The sequence below is a fragment of the Panacibacter microcysteis genome, assembly GCF_015831355.1.
Taxonomy (GTDB): Bacteria; Bacteroidota; Bacteroidia; order Chitinophagales; family Chitinophagaceae; genus Panacibacter; species Panacibacter microcysteis.
On sequence record NZ_JADWYR010000001.1, the window covers coordinates 1,554,514 to 1,574,093 of the forward strand.

14 protein-coding genes are annotated in these 19,580 nt (G+C 42.1%); 4 read left to right on the forward strand and 10 right to left on the reverse strand.

What is annotated here, in order from left to right; translation table 11 throughout:
* Positions 1 to 97 precede the first annotated feature (97 nt).
* Complete coding sequence (locus I5907_RS06325) at positions 98 to 1,069, forward strand: TerC/Alx family metal homeostasis membrane protein (RefSeq protein WP_196989870.1); 972 nt, start codon at positions 98 to 100, stop codon at positions 1,067 to 1,069.
* Positions 1,070 to 1,080: 11 nt separating this feature from the next.
* Complete coding sequence (locus I5907_RS06330; RefSeq protein WP_196991027.1) at positions 1,081 to 3,552, forward strand: bifunctional UDP-N-acetylmuramoyl-tripeptide:D-alanyl-D-alanine ligase/alanine racemase; 2,472 nt, start codon at positions 1,081 to 1,083, stop codon at positions 3,550 to 3,552.
* Positions 3,553 to 3,904: 352 nt separating this feature from the next.
* On the opposite strand, the gene I5907_RS06335 is transcribed toward I5907_RS06330, so the two are convergent.
* From I5907_RS06335 to I5907_RS06350, 4 genes are all read right to left on the reverse strand, one after another.
* A complete protein-coding gene (locus tag I5907_RS06335; protein ID WP_196989871.1) occupies positions 3,905 to 4,366 on the reverse strand; it encodes a gliding motility lipoprotein GldH in 462 nt (153 codons plus the stop codon).
* An 18-nt stretch (positions 4,367 to 4,384) separates the two neighbouring features.
* Complete coding sequence (locus tag I5907_RS06340) at positions 4,385 to 5,260, reverse strand: YicC/YloC family endoribonuclease (RefSeq protein ID WP_196989872.1); 876 nt, start codon at positions 5,258 to 5,260, stop codon at positions 4,385 to 4,387.
* A gap of 88 nt (positions 5,261 to 5,348) precedes the next feature.
* The gene (locus tag I5907_RS06345) at positions 5,349 to 7,487 is read right to left on the reverse strand and encodes a S9 family peptidase (RefSeq protein WP_196989873.1); all 2,139 of its coding nucleotides are present in this window, start codon (positions 7,485 to 7,487) and stop codon (positions 5,349 to 5,351) included.
* A gap of 193 nt (positions 7,488 to 7,680) precedes the next feature.
* Complete coding sequence (locus I5907_RS06350) at positions 7,681 to 8,406, reverse strand: 2-phosphosulfolactate phosphatase (RefSeq protein WP_196989874.1); 726 nt, start codon at positions 8,404 to 8,406, stop codon at positions 7,681 to 7,683.
* A gap of 120 nt (positions 8,407 to 8,526) precedes the next feature.
* Here I5907_RS06350 and I5907_RS06355 point away from each other — a divergent pair, with 120 nt between their 5' ends.
* Positions 8,527 to 9,963 carry a glycoside hydrolase family 125 protein gene (locus tag I5907_RS06355; protein ID WP_196989875.1) on the forward strand — a complete coding sequence of 479 codons (1,437 nt, stop codon included), beginning with the start codon at positions 8,527 to 8,529 and terminating at the stop codon, positions 9,961 to 9,963.
* Between the two features lie 190 nt (positions 9,964 to 10,153).
* Here the strand turns inward: I5907_RS06355 and ctlX are convergent, their stop codons facing one another.
* The 6 genes from ctlX to I5907_RS06385 all read right to left on the reverse strand — a co-directional run bounded on the left by ctlX (position 10,154) and on the right by I5907_RS06385 (position 18,858).
* Positions 10,154 to 11,074 carry a citrulline utilization hydrolase CtlX gene (gene ctlX / locus I5907_RS06360; protein WP_196989876.1) on the reverse strand — a complete coding sequence of 307 codons (921 nt, stop codon included), beginning with the start codon at positions 11,072 to 11,074 and terminating at the stop codon, positions 10,154 to 10,156.
* Positions 11,075 to 11,077: 3 nt separating this feature from the next.
* Positions 11,078 to 12,595 (reverse strand): arginine deiminase family protein, encoded by a 1,518-nt coding sequence (locus tag I5907_RS06365; RefSeq protein WP_196989877.1) that lies wholly within the window; start codon positions 12,593 to 12,595, stop codon positions 11,078 to 11,080.
* A 209-nt stretch (positions 12,596 to 12,804) separates the two neighbouring features.
* Positions 12,805 to 13,038 (reverse strand): 4a-hydroxytetrahydrobiopterin dehydratase, encoded by a 234-nt coding sequence (locus I5907_RS06370; RefSeq protein WP_196989878.1) that lies wholly within the window; start codon positions 13,036 to 13,038, stop codon positions 12,805 to 12,807.
* A 68-nt stretch (positions 13,039 to 13,106) separates the two neighbouring features.
* The gene (locus tag I5907_RS06375; RefSeq protein ID WP_196989879.1) at positions 13,107 to 13,550 is read right to left on the reverse strand and encodes an IPExxxVDY family protein; all 444 of its coding nucleotides are present in this window, start codon (positions 13,548 to 13,550) and stop codon (positions 13,107 to 13,109) included.
* Complete coding sequence (locus tag I5907_RS06380) at positions 13,547 to 15,193, reverse strand: M28 family peptidase (RefSeq protein WP_196989880.1); 1,647 nt, start codon at positions 15,191 to 15,193, stop codon at positions 13,547 to 13,549. The genes I5907_RS06375 and I5907_RS06380 overlap by 4 nt, the downstream gene beginning before the upstream one ends.
* 248 nt (positions 15,194 to 15,441) lie before the next feature.
* Complete coding sequence (locus I5907_RS06385; RefSeq protein WP_231401984.1) at positions 15,442 to 18,858, reverse strand: hypothetical protein; 3,417 nt, start codon at positions 18,856 to 18,858, stop codon at positions 15,442 to 15,444.
* Between the two features lie 61 nt (positions 18,859 to 18,919).
* Between I5907_RS06385 and I5907_RS06390 the strand changes: the two genes are divergently transcribed.
* The gene (locus I5907_RS06390; protein ID WP_196989881.1) at positions 18,920 to 19,567 is read left to right on the forward strand and encodes an MBL fold metallo-hydrolase; all 648 of its coding nucleotides are present in this window, start codon (positions 18,920 to 18,922) and stop codon (positions 19,565 to 19,567) included.
* Positions 19,568 to 19,580: the final 13 nt, after the last annotated feature.

The window sequence follows — 19,580 nt, forward strand, 5'->3', positions numbered from 1 at the left end:
CTCACTTATATTCAACAGTACAAGTGAGTGACACAACCGCAGCTGAATAGTAGCAATGCAGCCCGCTAACAAAAATGCCTTTGTAAAAAAATATTTCATGACGACAGATCAGTTGGTGTATTTGGTTTTTGGAGGAGTGTTATTACTGGCCCTGGTATTTGATCTTGGGCTGCTAAGTAAAAAAAATCAGAAGATAACATTAAGGGCGGCACTTATGCAAACCTTTTTCTGGGTAGCACTTGCGCTGCTTTTTTTTGTGTTTATGTGGTGGCAGGAAGGGCAAAAGCCAGCACTTGAATACATTAGTGCATACCTTATGGAGTGGAGCCTTAGTATTGATAACATTTTTGTTTTCATACTTATTTTTAACTCCTTCCAGGTAAAGGAAAAATTTTACTCCAGGGTATTGCTTATCGGTATTCTGATGGCGATCATCTTCAGGGTATTGTTTATAACGGTTGGTGTTGCTATTGTTGAAAAGTTTGAATGGGTGCTGCTGTTGTTTGGAGCATTCCTCGTGTATACAGGATACAAAATGTTTACTGCTGATGAAGATGAAGAGTTTGACCCGCATGATACCAAAATCTATCGTTTTCTCAAACGCATACTGCCCCTTACCAACCATGACGGAGACGGTAAATATGTTATTACTGAAAACGGCAAAAGGATGTACACATCATTATTCGTGGTGGTTATATTGCTTGCATCTATCGATCTTGTTTTTGCGCTCGATTCCATACCTGCGGTAATGGGCATTTCGAGAGATAAGCTGGTTATTTATACGTCCAACATTTTTGCAGTGCTTGGTTTGCGCTCACTATTCTTTTTATTAAGAGGGGCTGTAAATAAATTTGATTATCTGCAACAGGGTATTGCCATAGTACTTGTATTTATTGGCGTAAAAATGCTGGGCGAACACTGGATCAATGAATGGATCAGCAAAGAAATACAGGTGTTTATTTCTTTGGGCGTAATCCTCGTTTGTATATCGGGCTCTATCTTCTACTCCATTTTTGTAGACCGCAAAAACAAGGAGATTGATGAGGGCGGCGGTAAAGACATTTACTAAAACTTTTCTTCCTGCGCTATTCTTTAAATCATATTGCGGCAATACTTTCTGCAAAGGCAGTTACCGGTGATACAGGTGTTGTGGTTGAGCATCTGGTAACTGACAGCAGGCGTATATTTTTTCCTGCTGCATCATTATTTTTTGCACTGGAGACCAACCGGCGGGATGGGCATCTATTTATACCTGAAGTTTATGAAAGAGGCGTACGGTGTTTTGTAGTGCGCAATGGTTTTGACGCTACTAACTATGCCGGTGCTTCTTTTCTTTTTGTACATGATACCCTGGCGGCGCTACAATCGATTGCTGCCGATCATCGCCGGCAATTCAATTACCCGGTTATTGGTATTACGGGCAGCAACGGAAAAACCATTGTAAAAGAGTGGCTCTACCAGTTACTCAACACAGATTACAATATTGTAAGAAGCCCACGTAGCTACAACTCGCAGGTAGGTGTGCCATTGAGTGTGTGGCAAATGAATATGCAGCACAACATGGCCATTTTCGAAGCAGGGATTTCTACAACCGGCGAGATGGATAAGCTGGAAAAAATAATTCAGCCAACAATCGGCGTGCTTACCAACCTTGGTGCTGCACACAATGAAGGTTTTGAAAATGAGACGCAAAAGTTGCAGGAGAAATTATTGCTGTTCAGGCACTGCGGGGTTGTTATAGCCAGAGACATAGATGTGGCCGCGTATGTTGGCTTTGCAAAGTATATTAATTCGCCGCTTAAGTTGCTTACATGGGGTAATAAAGCTTCAAACACTTTTGTTGTAGCGTCGGTACAGCGTAACCAGTTTGATACAGTTATTATTCTTGCTTACAAAACGGAAAGGCTTACGGTAACCATTCCTTTTACCGATCATGCTTCTGTCGAAAATGCGATTACCTGCGCCTGTGTGTTGCTTCAACTTGGCGTAAGTACAGCAACTATAGCACGGCGTATGCTGCAGCTGCAGCCCGTAGACATGCGTTTGCAGTTGCTCCACGGCATCAACAACTGTGTGGTCATCAACGACAGTTATAGTTTTGATATTACCTCACTTTCTGTTGGGCTCGATTTTCTTTTGCAGCAACAGCAACATGCCCGCAAGACAGTGGTAATGTCAGATATACCCGGCGCTTCAGGAGACACCATGTACAGGGAGATTGCAGATATGCTTTATGCAAGAAATATCGAAAAAATTATTACCATAGGTACACAATGGCTCACTTATAAAAATGTACTTACAGCAAAAGTGGCCGTAACACAGCAGTACTTGGATACAGCCTCGTTCATCCGTCAGTTCAGTGCAAACCATTTCAGGAATGAAGCCCTGCTGCTGAAAGGCGCAAGGGTTTTTGGTTTTGAGAAGATCGTTGCATTACTGGAGAAAAAAGTACACCAGACCGTGATGGAGGTAAACCTGAATGCTGTGGTACATAACCTGAATGAATACAAAGCAAGGTTACAGAAAGGCGTAAAGGTTATGGGCATGGTGAAAGCCTTTGCTTATGGCAGCGGCAGTGCAGAAGTAGCCAGCCTGTTACAATTTCATAAAATTGATTACCTGGCAGTAGCGTATGCAGATGAAGGAGTAGAACTCAGAAAGGCCGGTATTCACTTACCCATTATGGTAATGAACGTAGATGAAGCTGCCTTTGAAACAATCGCCGAACACAACCTGGAACCGGAATTATTTTCTTTCAATATACTACAACTGTTCTTACAATTTCTTGAACGGAACGCTTTGCAGCAATACCCTGTGCATTTAAAAATCGACAGTGGTATGCACAGGCTTGGGTTCGAAGAAAAAGATATGCCGGCCTTGCTGCCTTTGTTGCGTGCTAACAACCGTATAGTTGTACAATCAGTGTTTAGCCATCTTGCATCCAGCGAAGATGCGGGTGATGATGCATTTACCACGCAACAGTCGCAGGCATACGAACGTTGCTGCGTGCTAATAAAAGAGGCACTTGGCTATCGTTTTATCATGCACCTTTCCAATTCTGCAGCCATTTTCAGAAGGCCGGAATTGCAGTATAATATGGTGCGCCTTGGTATTGGTTTGTATGGTGTAGACAGCAGTAATGCGCACCAGCTATCACTGCAAACTGTGGCCACACTTAAAACAACCATTGCACAGCTACGCAATGTAGCTGCGGGAGATACCATTGGTTACAACCGCCGTGGAAAAACTGAACGTGCATCCGTAATTGCTACCATACGCATTGGTTATGCAGACGGCTTCAGAAGACATCTCGGTTATGGGAAAGGAAAAGTTTTTGTACACGGAAAAGCAGCGCCTGTAATTGGTACCGTGGCTATGGATATGACCATGATAGATGTTACCGATATACCTGGAGTAAAAGAAGGAGATGAAGTGGAGATCTTTGGTAAAAATATTCCGGTGCAGCAGGTAGCGCAATGGTGCAATACTATTCCATACGAGATACTCACCGGCATTAACCAGCGTGTAAAAAGAATTTACGTAGAAGAATAATGATGGGCCGGGCAGTAGTTTTTTATGGCATCGCCTGTTGCGTCGCACTCTTGTGCTGATGAATAATACCAGACTTATCGATGTACTGCTACAGTCTGAATACCCATTACAACCATATGTTGCTTTTATACATAACCCCAAAAAATTTTTGTTCCGGTATTATGCGTTGACAGCATAAAACTGTGATTGTATTACTACTGCTTCTTTTTTATTGTAAAGTGATATCTTCCTGCGTTGTAATAAACCCGCCCGTTTGGTAAAATCTAATCCTGCAGCCGCCATTAAAAACAGAAAGTACAAGTGAGTGACACAACAGGCGATGCCATGAAAACCGTTGCCGGTATCAAAAAAATTATTGCACAGCTTTTTCTACGCGTATGCCTGCATTAAGCATGTTGGGCAGCGGGTCTTCCCGCATGATCTGTTGTAGTGTAAAGGTATATTCCCCGGCCTTTAGCTTAACCGGGAATTTGGTAAGCAATATGCGCTGTTCAATGATATCATCCATGGCATTGCCAAACCATTTATTATTGTCACCCAGTTTAAGTTCGATGCGTTGATTATCTGTTTTTTTTTCAGGGTTAATGGTTGTTACACTGAGCCAGATGTTATTAAAATGGTAAGCATCTTCATGGCGCAGCACCGCGAAAATATTATAGGGCGCTGTTGTATCTGTAATGGTAAAATTGAACGAGAGTTTTTCTTTGCTGCTCCATGCGTGTTTTGGAAATGCTTTTGTTTTCTCGTAGATGTTAATCGTATCGCACGCTGAAAAGCAAACGGCTATAAGTAAGAAGAGTAATAGCTTTTTCAAAGTCGTCAAACAATAGTATTAAAGAATATTGAGTACCTGCTCTTTTGCTTTCTCGAGTTCATCTTTCATAAGCACCACACTTTTTTGTATGTCTGCGTCATATGCTTTTGACCCGGTGGTATTGATCTCTCTGCCAATTTCCTGCAAAATAAATGAAAGCTTTTTGCCTTTGCTTATTTCTTTTTCGAGCAGCACGTTCCTGAAATAATCGCAGTGGTTGCTAAGCCTTACCTGCTCTTCGCTGATATCTATTTTTTCTATGTAATAGATCAGTTCCTGTTCCAGCCTGTTGGGGTCGTAATTTTCTTTGCCCACGTTTTCTTCGAGCACTTTCTTTAAACCGTCTTTTATTTTTTCTCTTCTTGCAGGCTCCAGCGGGGCAATTATTTTTTGCTGGTATTCTATGTTGGCAATGCGTGCCAGCAGGTCATCTTCCATGCTTTTGCCTTCATCTCTGCGGTGTTCGTTTAACTGGTCTATGGCCTGTTGCAATACTTTTTTAAATGCCGCCCAGTCTGCATCGTTAAGTATTTCTGTAGTGGGCGTTACCACATCCGGCAGTTTAAGCAGTGCACTTAGTACATTTTCGGTGCCTAAGCCAAGTTCTTTGGCAGTTTCAGAAATGGTAGCGTAGTACGCTTTTAATAACGCTGTATTAATAGCAACGGCTTTGGAAGAGCCGTTTTGTTTTAAGGTAATAATGCATTCAATGCTGCCACGTAGCAATCCTTCATTCAACATACTGCGGATGTCCATCTCAAAGCTTTTCATAATACCCGGCAGTGTAAGACGAATATCATATTGTTTACCATTCAGCGAACGGATCTCTACAAGAAAGGTCTTATCATTGATTGTTTGCTCTGCACGTCCATAACCTGTCATTGAATACAACATAAGAGATATTTGATATTGGTAAATTAACGGCAAATATCCAAGATAAAAAAACAAACCGCAAAATGAGCGTTTTGCGGTTTGTTTTTATTTATTGTAATATCTCTTTTGGTACCGGTTTTTCCAGCAGGTACTGGTAGTAGTATTTTGTTTTTTCGTTGTTGAAATGTTGCCATCTTTCTTTCAGGTTACCCCATCCATGCCTGCCACCGGGGTAGAACATCATGGAGAAATCCTTTTTGGCATCCTGCATTGCGCCGATCAGCTGAAGGCTGTTTTGCATGTGCACATTATCATCCATAGTGCCATGCACGATAAAAAGGTTGCCTTTGTAATTCTTTACATAGGTAAGAACAGAGTTGCTCTTATAACCTTCCACATTTTCTGATGGCAGCCCCATGTATCGTTCTGTATAATGAGAATCGTACAAGGCCCAGTCTGTAACGCTGCCGCCCGCAATACCATGCGTAAAAAATTCAGCACCTCTTGTTAAAGCCATACAGGTAGTGTAGCCACCATAGCTAAAGCCGGTAATGCAGATCTTGTTTTTATCAATGAAGGGTTTTGCATCAAGCCATTTCACCACATCACTGTAGTCTTTTATTTCCCAGTTGCCGAGGTCTTTGTAAATATAATTCTGCCCCGTTTTTCCAAAGTGGCCGGATGCCCGGTGATCGATGGCTACCTGTATCAGACCCTCTTTGGCCCACCACTGCGCCTGGTTAATTCCTTTCCAGCCATCGAATACAGTGCCGGCATTGGGGCCGCCATAAATGCTGATGAGTACGGGATATTTTTTGCTGCTGTCCATATTGGCAGGCCATGTAATCAGCACAGGCAGTTCATATTTGCCATCAGACGTTCTTACACGCAGCAATTCTGTTTTTGCAAGATTATAATCTTCCAGTGCGGCATTTTTGCTGTCGGCAATTTGTTTTACGTTTCCTTTTATGTCTACCAGCGCCATTTTGGTAGGCGTAGCAACATTCGAATAAGTGGTAATGAAATAAGAACCATTGGGCGAAAGGCTAGTGGTGTGTGTATAATCTCCAAAAGTCAACCGTTGCAGGCCGGTACCATCCATTTTTGTTTTGTAAAGGTCATAGCGTGCAGAATTGTCTTTGCGCGCCGTAAACCAGATTGTCTTTTTCGCTTCATCGATTTTCACGATGTCTTTTACCGTCCAGCTGCCGTCAGTAATTTGTTTCAACAGGTTTCCCTGCATGTCGTAATTGTACAGGTGCATCCAGCCACTTTTGTCGCTTTGTATAATATAGCCCTTATTATCACCCAGGAAATGAATGTCTTCCAGCCAGTCTACCCATGTTTGCTGTTGTTCATCATACACAGGTTTCTTGCTGCCACTCGCAGGATCAATTGCATAAACAATCAGGTGATTCTGGTGCCTGTTCATCCATTGCAGCCAGAGCGCTGAACCATCAGGCGTCCAGAAGGGTGTGCCGAAATATTGATCATCTTTGGCATTAAAATCACTCCACACCGTCTGTTTTGAGACAATGTCTACAATACCCACTTTTACTTCGGGGTTTTTATCACCAGCTTTGGGGTATCTTGTATTTTCCACGTAGCCATGTTGTCCATCAGCACCTACAATCGGGAACAAAGGAACCTGGCTATCATCAAAACGCATATAGGCAATGCGTTTACTGTCGGGGTTCCACCAGAAAGCTTTGTACCTGGTTGGCCTGCCCAGGATTTCTTCATAATATACCCAGCTTGCCCAGCCATTGTAAACAAGGTCGGTACCATCTGTGGTAAGCCTGTCTTCTTTGCCACTTGCAACGTCCAGTACGTACAGGTCGTTATTGCGCGTAAACGCTATTTTAGAACCGTCTGGTGATAATGTTGGATTTTTTTCTTCTTCCTTTGTTGCAGTTAGTTTTTTCTCTGCCCCATCTGCGGCTTTAAAAACAATATCGTTTTCTTTTAACAGCACAACAGGTTTGTTTTCGGGTGTTGCTATATAGTGCGTTTCTTTTCCCGTTTTTGCATCAACCAGTACTGTATCATACTTTCTGTCGCCCAAAGGTTTCAACAAAATATAATGCGCATCGTCTTTCCAGCCACCCACTTTTGGCAATTCGTTCAGCAAACCTTTTGTGTTGCCTTTCAGCATCTGATCTGTGGTAAGTTCTTTTTGCTGCGCAAAACTTTGAGAGGCCAGCAAAACAAAGCCGGCAAGCATTAAACGTGCAGAACAATATCTCATGTGCTAACTTTTGATGAAGTTGGCAATATAAATGAAAATCGAATTAAGCGCCTGCAAATGTGATGGATAAAAGCATTTTGTAAGTCAGCTGCAGGGCGCTGTGGCATCGCCTGTTGCCACGCTCGGTTCAGGGTTCCACTTTCATGGCGGCTGCAGTTTCCGGGTTTAGTCATGCTGCAGTTTCAGCAAATAGTTATTGCCCAACAACCAAAGCGCCATCTTTATATTGTGGTAAAACATTGGCCACATCCGGCGTTACACAATATTCAAGATCTTTTTCCAAACCATAGGAAGCAAGCCTGTGCCAGTGGGTAGTTTTGCGTATAAAGCTGTTCATGTCGTGTTTGTGCATATTGTACATGTCTTCAGCCATCAGGCTGCTGTCGCAGCGAATGGTGAAATGGTCTTTTATCCGGTTGATTACTGCACCGGCAAACATGGTGTCTTCCAGGTTAAACCTGTTTTTCCAGGCAGAGCATCCAAGAAAAACATTTTTCTTCATGGCAATCAAATGCCTGCTTACAGCCGTAAGATTAGGAAAGGAACCCGTTATCACTTCAGCGGCGCCACTTTCGAGCGCCATGTGTAAAAGCTTGGTACCATTTGTTGTAGTAAGTACCAGCGTTTTACCTTTTATAAATGATGCAGGGTATTCTGCAGGAGAATTGCCGTGTTGTAATCCTTCAATTATTTTTCCATCCCTTTCGCCCGCAGTAATTGCCTGTAGCTTTTTACCAATGGCAATACAATCTTCTACCGCAGCAACAGGTATTATTTTTTCTGCACCATTATACAATGCTGTAGCAATAGTTGAAGTTGCCCTGAAAACATCAATAATTACAACAATACTGTCTTTTACATCGTATAAATTCAATAAACCGGGAGAGAGAATGGTATGTAATGTTGGTTGATTTGCCATATGCGGCGCAAATATACGAAGCCGGCACCAGAGATAATTTTGCGTAACGTGCACAAAGTTTAAATAACACCACAACCAGTTTGTACTTACATTTGAAACTATACTTTTTATATTTTTTATATGAAAACAAGAAGGGATTTTATTCAGTCTGCAGGTATTGTTGGTACAGGTGTATTACTAAACAGCCATAAACTTTTTGCAAACAAACGTTTTGAATTTACCAGCAAAAGGCCGCCGGTGGCAGAGCGCAAATTTACAAGCACAGCCGTGGAAGAAGCTATTCAGCGTATTAAAAAAGATATACCCGGCCAGGAACTTGGCTGGCTGTTTGAAAATTGCTTTCCAAACACGTTGGATACTACTGTTGATTTTGAAATGATCGATGGAAAGCCAGACACCTATGTAATTACAGGTGATATTGATGCCATGTGGTTACGCGACAGCAGCGCGCAGGTATGGCCTTACCTGGCATTAATGAAAAACGATGAAAAGCTACAGCAATTGATTGCAGGCGTAATAAACCGGCAAACCAAATGCATACTGAAAGATCCTTATGCCAATGCATTTTATAAAGATGAAAACAAAGTAAGCGAATGGAAAGAAACGGACATCACAGACATGAAACCCGGTATTCATGAGAGAAAGTGGGAGATCGATTCATTGTGTTACCCTATCAGGCTTTCTTACCAGTACTGGAAAATAACCGGCGATGATGTTCCTTTTGATACCGAATGGATAAAGGCCGTAGAACTTATTGTAAAGACGTTTAAAGAGCAACAACGAAAGACCGGCGAAGGTCCATATAGTTTCCAGCGCAAAACCGCATGGGCTACAGACGGTGTACCACTTAGCGGTTATGGGTACCCGGTAAAACCGGTAGGGCTTATCTGTTCTATGTTCAGGCCGAGCGATGATGCAACGATATTTCCGTTCCTGGTGCCTGCCAACTTCTTTGCTGTGGCATCTTTAAAGCAGGCTGCAGAAATGATCAGTAAAATAAGCGGCGATAACAAATTTGCGAATGAGTGTACACAACTGGCCAATGAAGTAAGCAATGCACTGAAGCAATATGCTGTTGTGCAGCATGCACAAATGGGTAAGGTTTACGCTTACGAGGTAAATGGCTTTGGCAGTTATAATTTAATGGATGATGCCAATGTACCCAGCCTTTTATCGTTGCCATATCTTGGCGCCGTAAGTACTGCAGACCCTGTTTATCAAAGTACGAGGAAACTACTGCATTCCTCTTATAATCCTTTTTTCTTTAAAGGCACTGCGGCCGAAGGCATTGGTGGTCCGCACGCAGGCATGAACATGATTTGGCCTTTGAGCATTACCATGCGTGCTTTAACCAGCGTGAACGATGCGGAGATTAAGCAATGTGTGCAGTGGCTTACAAAAACGCATGCAGGTACGGGCTTTATGCATGAATCTTTTCATAAAGATGACCCGTCTAAGTTTACGCGTAAATGGTTTGCATGGTCCAATACTTTATTTGGCGAACTGATCATGCATTTGCATGATAAAAAGAACGGGTTGCTGAAGGGCATTGCATAGTAGGTAAACCTTTTTGGTGAGCATTGTTTGCAGCAGCAGAAAGAAATGAAAAAGCAGCATTGTTATGATGCTGCTTTTTTTATCTGCGTTGTTTGAATAAACAGATCGCTGCTGTTGCCATACAAACAGAAAGTACAAGTGAGTGACACAACAGGCGATGCCATAGCAAACAAATGCCGGTAAACAATTATTACTTTTTGTCCAGGAACACTTCTGCCATCATACATCTTGTACTTCCGCCACCAATGGTTTCAATAGTGGTTATATCCATAGGCAGAAGATTGCTGTGTGTTTGCAAAATCTCTTTTTGCTCTTTGGTAAGCGCATTATAGGCAGACTTGCTGAGGATGGTATATTTTTCTTCTTTTGCATTTTTTACCTGTAGCATATTGCCTGCAAATGCATGCACCTGCTTAAGCGTGATGGGTATAACTTCGTGCCCTGTTGCAATAAGCAATTGTGAAACAGCAATGCGTTCCGTTTCGCCCGGTATTGATTCGAGACAGATAACCGCATAGGTTTCTCCCAGGTGCATGATTACATTGGTGTGGTAAATGTCTGTTCCGTTTTCGTCTCTTGAAAAGAACAGCATTGCTTTATAGCCATGTGCATGTGCAAATTTTTCAAGCACGCTTTTATTGGTACGCGGCGAAATGCATGCATAAATGATTTTATGTTCCTGGTCTATGATCATGCTGCCGGTACCTTCCAGGTAAAGGCCTTCTGCTTCATATTCACTCCAGTCTTCCACATCTCTTACGTTGTATTTTTCAACCAGCATCTTCAGCAGTTCATCATTTTTTTCAAGACGCCTGTTGGCTGCATACATGGGGAACACTGCGAGTGTGCCATCATTCAACGTACAGAACCAGTTGTTGGGAAATATTGCATCTGGCTTTACAGGCTTACTGGTATCATCAAAAACAAGCACATCAATTTCTTTTTTGCGCAGTGCGGCTACAAATTTGTCAAACTCTGCCACAGCTTTTTGTTGTATGTCTTTTTGTGTTCCGTCTAATTTTTTTTGAAACACATTGTTCTGCGCGGTTTCTGCATTAAACCCAAAGCTTGCGGGGCGTACCATAAGAATGGTAGAGGCAATGTAACTCATAGATTATATTTTTTCTCTCAGCAAGGGCATACTCATGCAATGTGCACCGCCTCTTGCTCTTGATAATTCTGCGGAAGGTAGTAAGATCAAAGTATCTTTCACGTCTGCGGGCGTTAATTCTTTTTGTTCGAATTTTTTAAACAGTTCGCTTGCTTTTATAACGCTGAAACCGTTTGCCACAAAGGCTTTGAAGGTTTCATCATTCCTGTCGTAGCCAACCACCACGCCATCTTTCAATGCCAGCAGGTTGCAGCTGTCTGTCCATTGTTCACGCTCATCGTGTGGAAAAACATTGTTGCCGCTGTAAATAATTTTTACGTTTTCTTCTTTTACGCCAAAGTCTTCTATGCTGATGTTGCGTAATAAAGACTCCAGGCCTTTTACTTTATTGCTAATGTCAATGGTGTAATCTTTGCCGGGCTGGTAAGTTTCGTTCAAAGGTTTGTATACACGAAATATTTCTATGCTATCGTGTTCGGGTATATAATCTTTATCCAGGTAGTAGCGGTAATAGCCAAATTGTTTATCGTTTCTTTCCTGCCCTACGCGCTCAGAAAATTTTCCAAACAAAACCCATGTATCTTTCCTTACGTGGGTAAACACCGTATCTATGTGCATCACAGAGCGGTGGCGCGGTATTTTTATTACCGTAATTTTCTCCACACCGGTTTTGTTGTTGAATAGTATTTTGTGGATCACTTCATCAACGGCAGATGGCGTAGTACGCTCACTGCAGCCGATTAATAAATGGTTGGGCGCAATCATCATTACATCTCCGCCTTCAACAGATGTTTTAAAATCTTTCTGTTCATTTTCATCCAGCAAAAAGAAATCGCTCGATTCAGATATTTCTATCAGCTTGTCTTCATTGCCTTCAAAGATGTAATAGAAAGAGATGAATTTCATCAACAGGTTTTCCCTTTCCCTTGCTGCAGTGGCGGCATTGCTCAATAATAAATGATCGTTGATGGTAATACCAATATCTCTTGTAAAAATAAAATTGGGTACCGGCGCAAACACAAATTCTTTAATGCTTTTGTCTTTATCGTGCAGTACGCCTGTTATTAAAACTTTGGCCAGCTCGGCAGCATCTGTAATAGTTTGCAGTAAACGTTCGGTGGCAAAACTGCACCCTTCCCATGCGCACACCGCAGAAATAATGCGCTGGCGCAGCGATTCTTTTTTCAGTATCTCTGTTAACAGGAATTGCGTTTCCAGCACTTTATCGCTGTTAAAATATGCAGGGTTATCAGGCTTGTAGCAATCTGCCTGTTTTTGTCCCGCCTGTTTTTTTTCGCATTCCAGTATATATGGTATTTTTTCAGGATCAAGAAAATACAACAGCAGTTTTATATACTCGTTGTACTCCCTGCGCATTTGCGCAAGATGCACTGTATCGTCATATAACCACTCTTTAAATTTTCCCGGAACAACTTTTCCAATGCCACCATCCGGGCTATGTATCAGCAATCGTTTCAGTGTTCCTATTTCAGAACTTACATTAATAGCACTTGTTTGCATAAAGAACATTAATGTGCAAATCAACGAAACTTCGTGCACATAAGTAAATCTGCAACATTAAAAGGTATGGTAAGAGAATGATGGGCCCGGCATCTGTACATGCATGAAGCACCTGTTGCGTCGCACTCTTGTACGTTTAAACCGTTGTTCAGCAGTGCGAAGACCGAAGCGAAAAAGTAAACTGCATACAAGAAATGCGCTGCAAAATATTATTTGGCCAGTGCATCAATTTTTACAGAAAGTTTTCTGTCTTTATCTGTAACCACATCACCCGCATCGTGTGTACTCAGCCATATTTCTACGGTATTGTATGTATTCTTCCATGTTGGGTGATGATCCATTTTTTCAGCAGCGAAAGCAACCCTGGTCATAAAAGAAAAGGCTTCAGCAAAATCTTTAAACTCAAACTTCTGGTAAAGTGTATTTTTTTCTTCCTTCCACATAAAATGATGTTTAATAAAGTTGCGCAATAATAATACCACGGTATGTAAGCTGTATAAGCGGCTTAATATCAGAATACAAGATTGCCTTTGTTTTTGATATGTTCATTGGTAAGTTCTGCCACCAGTTGTACACCATTTATTTTCCTGATGGCTTGTATGAGTGTGTGGCAATCATCATCGGCCATCATTTCGCCCTTCATCAGCCACAGAAAATCCATGTGTTTAAATTCAGGCAGCAGGTATTCTCCATCATACTGGTTGTGATAAATATAATGCGAAAGATAAGAGCTGGGAACATTGAACTGGTAAACGGGAAAAAAATACTGCCGTCCTTTTTTTTGCAAATGAATTTCTATATCCGGGTTAAGCCGGAAATCGAAACCAATCATATTGTTGATCGTCCAGCAAAAGCGATAACTTTTTGTGGTAGCCGTAATGCCCAGCAAACGTGTTTCTTCAAAGAAGTCGTCTGTCAGTTCATCAATGTTCAGCTTTAACTTCATTGTACTCATTGAAATTCTACATTAAAGGTCATTTCTTTATCGCCGCGTTTAATGCGAAGTGTTGTTTTATCTCCCTTTTTAAAGTTCTTCAATGCACCCATGTAGGTCATTACATCTACAAACTTATACTCGCCCAGTTGCAACAGTACATCGCCCGCCTGCAGGCCTATACGCTCACCTGTTTTGCCTTTGCTAACACCATCTATACGCATACCGGTGCCACTAAAGCCATAATCCGGAATTACACCCAATGTTACCGGCAGCGGTACAGATTTCATTTCTGCATCTCTTGTTTTGGTAAAGGCAAGTTTTCCTTTGGTGTCTGTTGCTTCTATAATGTTGCTGATATAATCAATGATAGCTACTTCGCCTTTGTAATTGATCTTATCCCAGTCGTCTGTTGCCTTGTGATAATCGGGATGGCTGTTGGTAAAAAAGAACAGCACCGGTATATCTTTCCTGTAAAACGAAGCATGATCACTGGGGCCGGACCCGCTGCTGTCGAATTTTACAACAAGATCGGCAGATGAAGTATTGCTAAACACCTGGCCCCACACCGGTGATGTGCCATAGCCACCAATAGTCAGTTTTTTATCAGGGCTGTACCGGCCTATCATATCCATGTTAAGCATATAGTTTGGTACAATGTTCACAGAAGGTTTTTCTAACCAATATTTTGAACCAAACAAACCAAGTTCTTCACCCGAAAAGGCTATAAACAGGTAATTGTTACTACGTGCTTTTGTATGTTGCAGCAGGCGGGTCATTTCTATCAGGGCTGCTGTGCCGCTTGCGTTGTCATCGGCGCCATTGTGTATTTGTCCCTGGCCGTCGAGGCTATTGGCATCTTCACCGTACCCCAGGTGATCGAAATGTGCACCGATGATGACGGTGGTAGGTGCATTAAAATTGAGGTAGCCAACAACATTGTGTGCTTTGCGGCTTTGTTGCTTAAGGCTTGTTTTAATAGCAAGATCATAAGTACCGGTTGAATCTTCCAAGTATTTTTCCGCGGCTTTATGTTGTATAAAAATTACCGGCAATGAAAGTGCTGCTGTATTATCGTTCCTGTTAAACTGTATATTATCTGTTTCTGCAGAACTGTTGTAAACAATCAGCGCGGTGCCACCTTTCGTTGCGGTTATTTTTGCTTCTTTGAGCAATGCATCGTAAATGTCGAAATGCGGGTTGCTTTTATTTTCGGCTACAATGTCTCTTACATCAAAAAACCAGGGCTCTCCTTTTTCTCTGAGGCCTGGAGAAGCTATACCACTTATGGCGGTATTGCCTGAAAACGGCAGCGGAAAATAATCTTCTTTTAGTTGTAGCTGATGATCGTTGATGGAAAAACTATTTTCTTTTTCATCGAACTGTTTGCCTTCATTTATATCAAATTCCTGTATAAAACCATTGGTTCCTTTAGGCTGTAAACCATTTTTTGCAAACTGGTCTGCAATGTAGTGCATGGCGAGGGTTTCTCCTGCAGTGCCGGTGCGGCGGCCTTCCAGTTTATCGTCTGCCAGATATTTTACATGGGCCTCAACATTTGCTATTGTTATTTTATCGGCTTTCTCCTGTGCTTTTTTCTGCTTCTTTGTTTGCGCCGTAACCAGTAAGGGCAGCAACATAACAGCAACAAAAAATTTCTTCATATTTCAATATATACTTGATGTGCAAATGTAAGCTGTTGTTTAAGAGCAGTGGTAGTGTGCATAAAAATGACCGCGTTAATTTTTGATGCACAACCGTGTGAGACAGCACCAGGCCGTACCATTGCTGCCATGAAAGCGGAACGTTGAAACGAGCGTGGCAACAGGCGATGCCATGAAAAATTACAGCTGGCTACCAAATAAAAAAGACCGGCTATTAACCGGTCTTTATATAAAAAAAGTTTTACTGCTTAGAAATCGAAGCCCATGGCGAAGTACCATCTTGGCTTATCGCGGAAGAGACCATTCATTTGCCATGCTGCATCAATTTTCAGGAAATAGCCCAGTAGTGTGCTGCGTGCACCAAAGCCGTAACCGCCGGCCAATGGCCCGATACCACCCGCACGCTGCTTAACAGTTACGGGATTATTGGGATCATCCTGTATGCTGTAAACAATTGTTGGCCTGGCGATATTTTTGATGCTTCCTTCCCATGCAGTGCCGAGATCTATAAATTGAACAAGCTGGAAATTGCGCAGGAATGCTGCATTAATAGGCTTATTGATAAAAGTACTGAATACAGGCAGCCTTAATTCACTGTTTATTACAAAAGCATTATTACCATTTGCAATGTTTTGGTTAAAGCCACGCATATTAAGCGTTAATGACTGGAATGCGTAATTGTTGTTTTTGGGCAGGTTGTTTGGTGTAAACTTTGGTGTGAACCAACCATCGACGCCACCAAGGTAATAAAGCAGTTTTGCATCTCCGAAAGACATATCGCCTGCGCCGCGTACTGCCCAGATAAAGTTGCGGTAGATTCTCTCATAGTGCCTGGCATCGAAACCGAGGTTAAAAGTATTGCGGCCTCTTGATGAGCCACCGCCGACAGGTACATTGTAATCGAAATATATTTTCCAGCGGCTGCCAACCCAAATATTGTTTGCCGGGTTGATGGAATTATCGTGCACAAACTCTAGCCTTGATACAGCAGTGTGGGCTGCAGAATCTTCTATGCCAAGTGCGGCAGGATCTGGTGTGCCGGTAAAAAATATTGGCCTGATTATGCCATTATCCCGGCGGATACCGGCCGTTAGGCGAAAGCTGTTGATCTCACTGAGCGGGAACGCCACATTAGCCTGGTAAAGGCTTGTAACCACCACATTGTCATAAAAACTCAACGGGTTTTGATAATTGTAGAAATATGGGTAGTTTGTTACGTTGCTTCTATAAAAGGTAAGGCCCCAGTCGAGCCTTTTGCGATAATTCTGGAAAGAGAGAAATACATCTTTATCTGACAGTGATGTTCCGAAGCGTATACCACCAATAAACTTCACATCTTCCATAAGATCGCTGACACCTACACGGAAAGAGAAATTTACGTTCGTGGAATTATTGAGCTGTACGGGAGATTGATCCGAGGGGTCCCGCTGCTGGTATGGCTGGTAACGGTTTACGAGTATGTTGTTGGTAATACCGGCAAGAATATAGTCTGCATTAAATTTCAGCCGGTAGTTGTGTAGCGATGTTTTTGAAAGCACATTATCTGATGCGGGCTGTAAAGAGGGTTGCCTGCGAACGATATTACCCGATGAATCTCTACGGTCATCTTCGAATTCGTTTTGGAAACCGTTGTTGTTATTTTGCCGGTTCTCCGGTGTTTCTTCTTTTTGTACCTGTGTAGCACCAGCTTCTACTCTTTCTTTCCTGAGCAAAGATTTCACATAATCTGTGGGTCTTGCATTTACATTCCGTTTGCGCAATGCAACAGAATCTACCTGCAGTTTATAGAGGAATTTTAAATCCCCCTCCCTTCTTACTTCACTTACCTGCCCGTTATTACCAGCTATACGGCTTTCGAGCAAACTGCTCTGGTAATTGGTTATTGGAAAGGTGTAGGTGGAATCTTTATACACAGACAGATAGCTTACACTGTCAGGCTCCTGTTTTTGCCATGCATTCAGGGTTGAATCGAGTACTTTGTCAATAGGGTTGCGCACAATATCTTCCCCTACATAGTACAGTGTATCTAATCCATCTCTTTGTGTGGAAAAGAAGCCTGCCCACCGGTTTGCCACACCATTCTCGTCATTAACATACGTAAAGTGATTAACGTTATATTGCGTGGGGTAGCGTGCATTGCCATATTTTACTTTGGTAAGCTGGGATATTTGTTTAAAGTCGCTGTTGTTCAAAAGATCAACCAGGAAGATATTGAAGTGATTGCGGCTTGGTATAACGGTGTCTGAACTCACTGTTTCAACGCCGGGCCGGTTAGAGGCAAAGATGATACCACTGCGATTAGGAAAAGAAACCGGTGTAGGGTCAAGATCGTCGTACACATCATTTGTGATCTGCTTGCTTTTGCCATTATCTATCCGGTAAGTAAAGATGTCTGTCTGTCCTTTTTTTACCGCACTAAAAATAAGCGTGTTGGCGTCGAACATAAACCCGGCGTCAACAATTTGTTCAAAGCCTTCGATCTCCTGCTGAAATCTTTTAATGTTAGCAATAACATCATACACAAACATAAACGTTTTGCCTTCCTTTGAATAGATTACCAGCAGGCGGCTTCCTTTACCATCCCATGCAAGAATAGGGTAGTTCGGATTGATGTCTCCTACAATGGTTCTTGTTCCGTATTTTAATATGGTATGTGGCTCATACAGGTTGTCAACAAACTTTACGCTGTAAACGCCTTTCCTGAACTGCACTACTGCATATGAATTATTCTTTGCATTGGGGTTAGCTGCAAACCGATAAAAATCTTCGCCTTTTTTGAGTTCTTCTATTACACTCAGTTTGCCACGCGGTGCATTGCGGCGTTGTTTGATGTCTTCCACATAGCGTTGTTGCTGGAAGATCATAAAATCGGCAAGTACTTCTTTGAACTTCTTTTTGCATATGCGTTCAGACGCAGAATTGAGGTTCTTGTATAACCTGGCGAGGTATAAAAAGTATGTTACGTTTTCCGGTTTGTATTTTTCTGCAATGTAATACCAGAAACTGTGGCCGGCGAGGGTAGGTTTTTCAAAAGCAAACTGGTAAAAGTTATTGTATTCGCCACTGAGGATCGCATTTCTCAATGCTTCATCTCTTTCTGTGCTCCAGTTCTCGGCTACGTATTCCACATAACCATCGGTCAGCCACTGCGGCAGATCCAACAAAGCCTGGTTGCTGGCAAACTCGCCGATATCGTCACCGAAAAGGATATTATCTGTAAGTATTTTTGCAATGCCTTCTCTGATGTTCAGCCGCAGCGTATTTTTATTACCATCGAAATAAATAACCAGTTTATTGTTGACGAGTTTTGTTACACCACCCGAGTTTTGCCAGTCTATGCCCAAACCTATATTGCTCGTTTTGTAATCATCGTAATTGTTATACAAAACAATGTTGGCACTTCGCTGCATAGAATACTCTACCGCAGATTGTATTTGTGGTAATTCTTCTTCGGCAACCTGTGTAACAAACTTCGCTAACTCTAACCCACCGGTATTAAAATAGACATTGAAATTTGGGCTCTGGTAAAACTTCCAGTCAAACTTCTTATACTGTAACCTGTTTTTGCCAAAGTCAACAGTATTAACCTGTGCAAGTGTAAATATTGGTAAAGCGGCAGCAATGATTAAAAACGAAAAAACTAACCTTAGGCGATTAACTTGCATATCCATTCGTTGAAGTACTAAAATTAGGTATTTAAGGATAACGGATTGTAAAAATAGTGTTATGATGCGACTCAAGATGTTTACGTTCAGTCCACTGCAGGAGAATACGTATTTGCTGTGGAACGAAAAAAAGGAAGCGATTATTATAGACCCAGGTTGCTATTTTACCGCCGAGGAAGAAGCACTCCAATCATTTGTGGAAGAACACCAGCTTACACCGGTTCAATTACTCAATACGCATTGCCACCTCGATCATGTTTTTGGTTTAAAATGGACGGCAAAGCAATACAATCTTATACCCCATATGCACCCGGTTGCGGAAAAGGAATTGTCATTTGCGCCGTCTTCAGGTTTAAGCTGGGGAATGCCCTTTAGTAACTATGAAGGACCGGTGGAACATGTAAATGATGGTGACACCATCAGTATAGGAGATGAGATTCTGACCGTAATTCACGCACCAGGCCACTCACCCGGAAGTATTTGCTTCTATAGCGAAAAGCACAAACTGATCATTGGCGGCGATGTACTTTTTTTCCAAAGTATTGGCCGAACAGATTTACCGGGCGGCAACCATGCACAATTATTGAAAAGCATAAAAGAGCGGTTGTTTACGTTGCCTGATGAAACAGTCGTCTACTCAGGTCATGGTCCTAAAACAACCATCGGCAGCGAAAAGAGAAATAATCCTTTTTTGAGAGAAATTGCCTGAACCGGTTGAACCA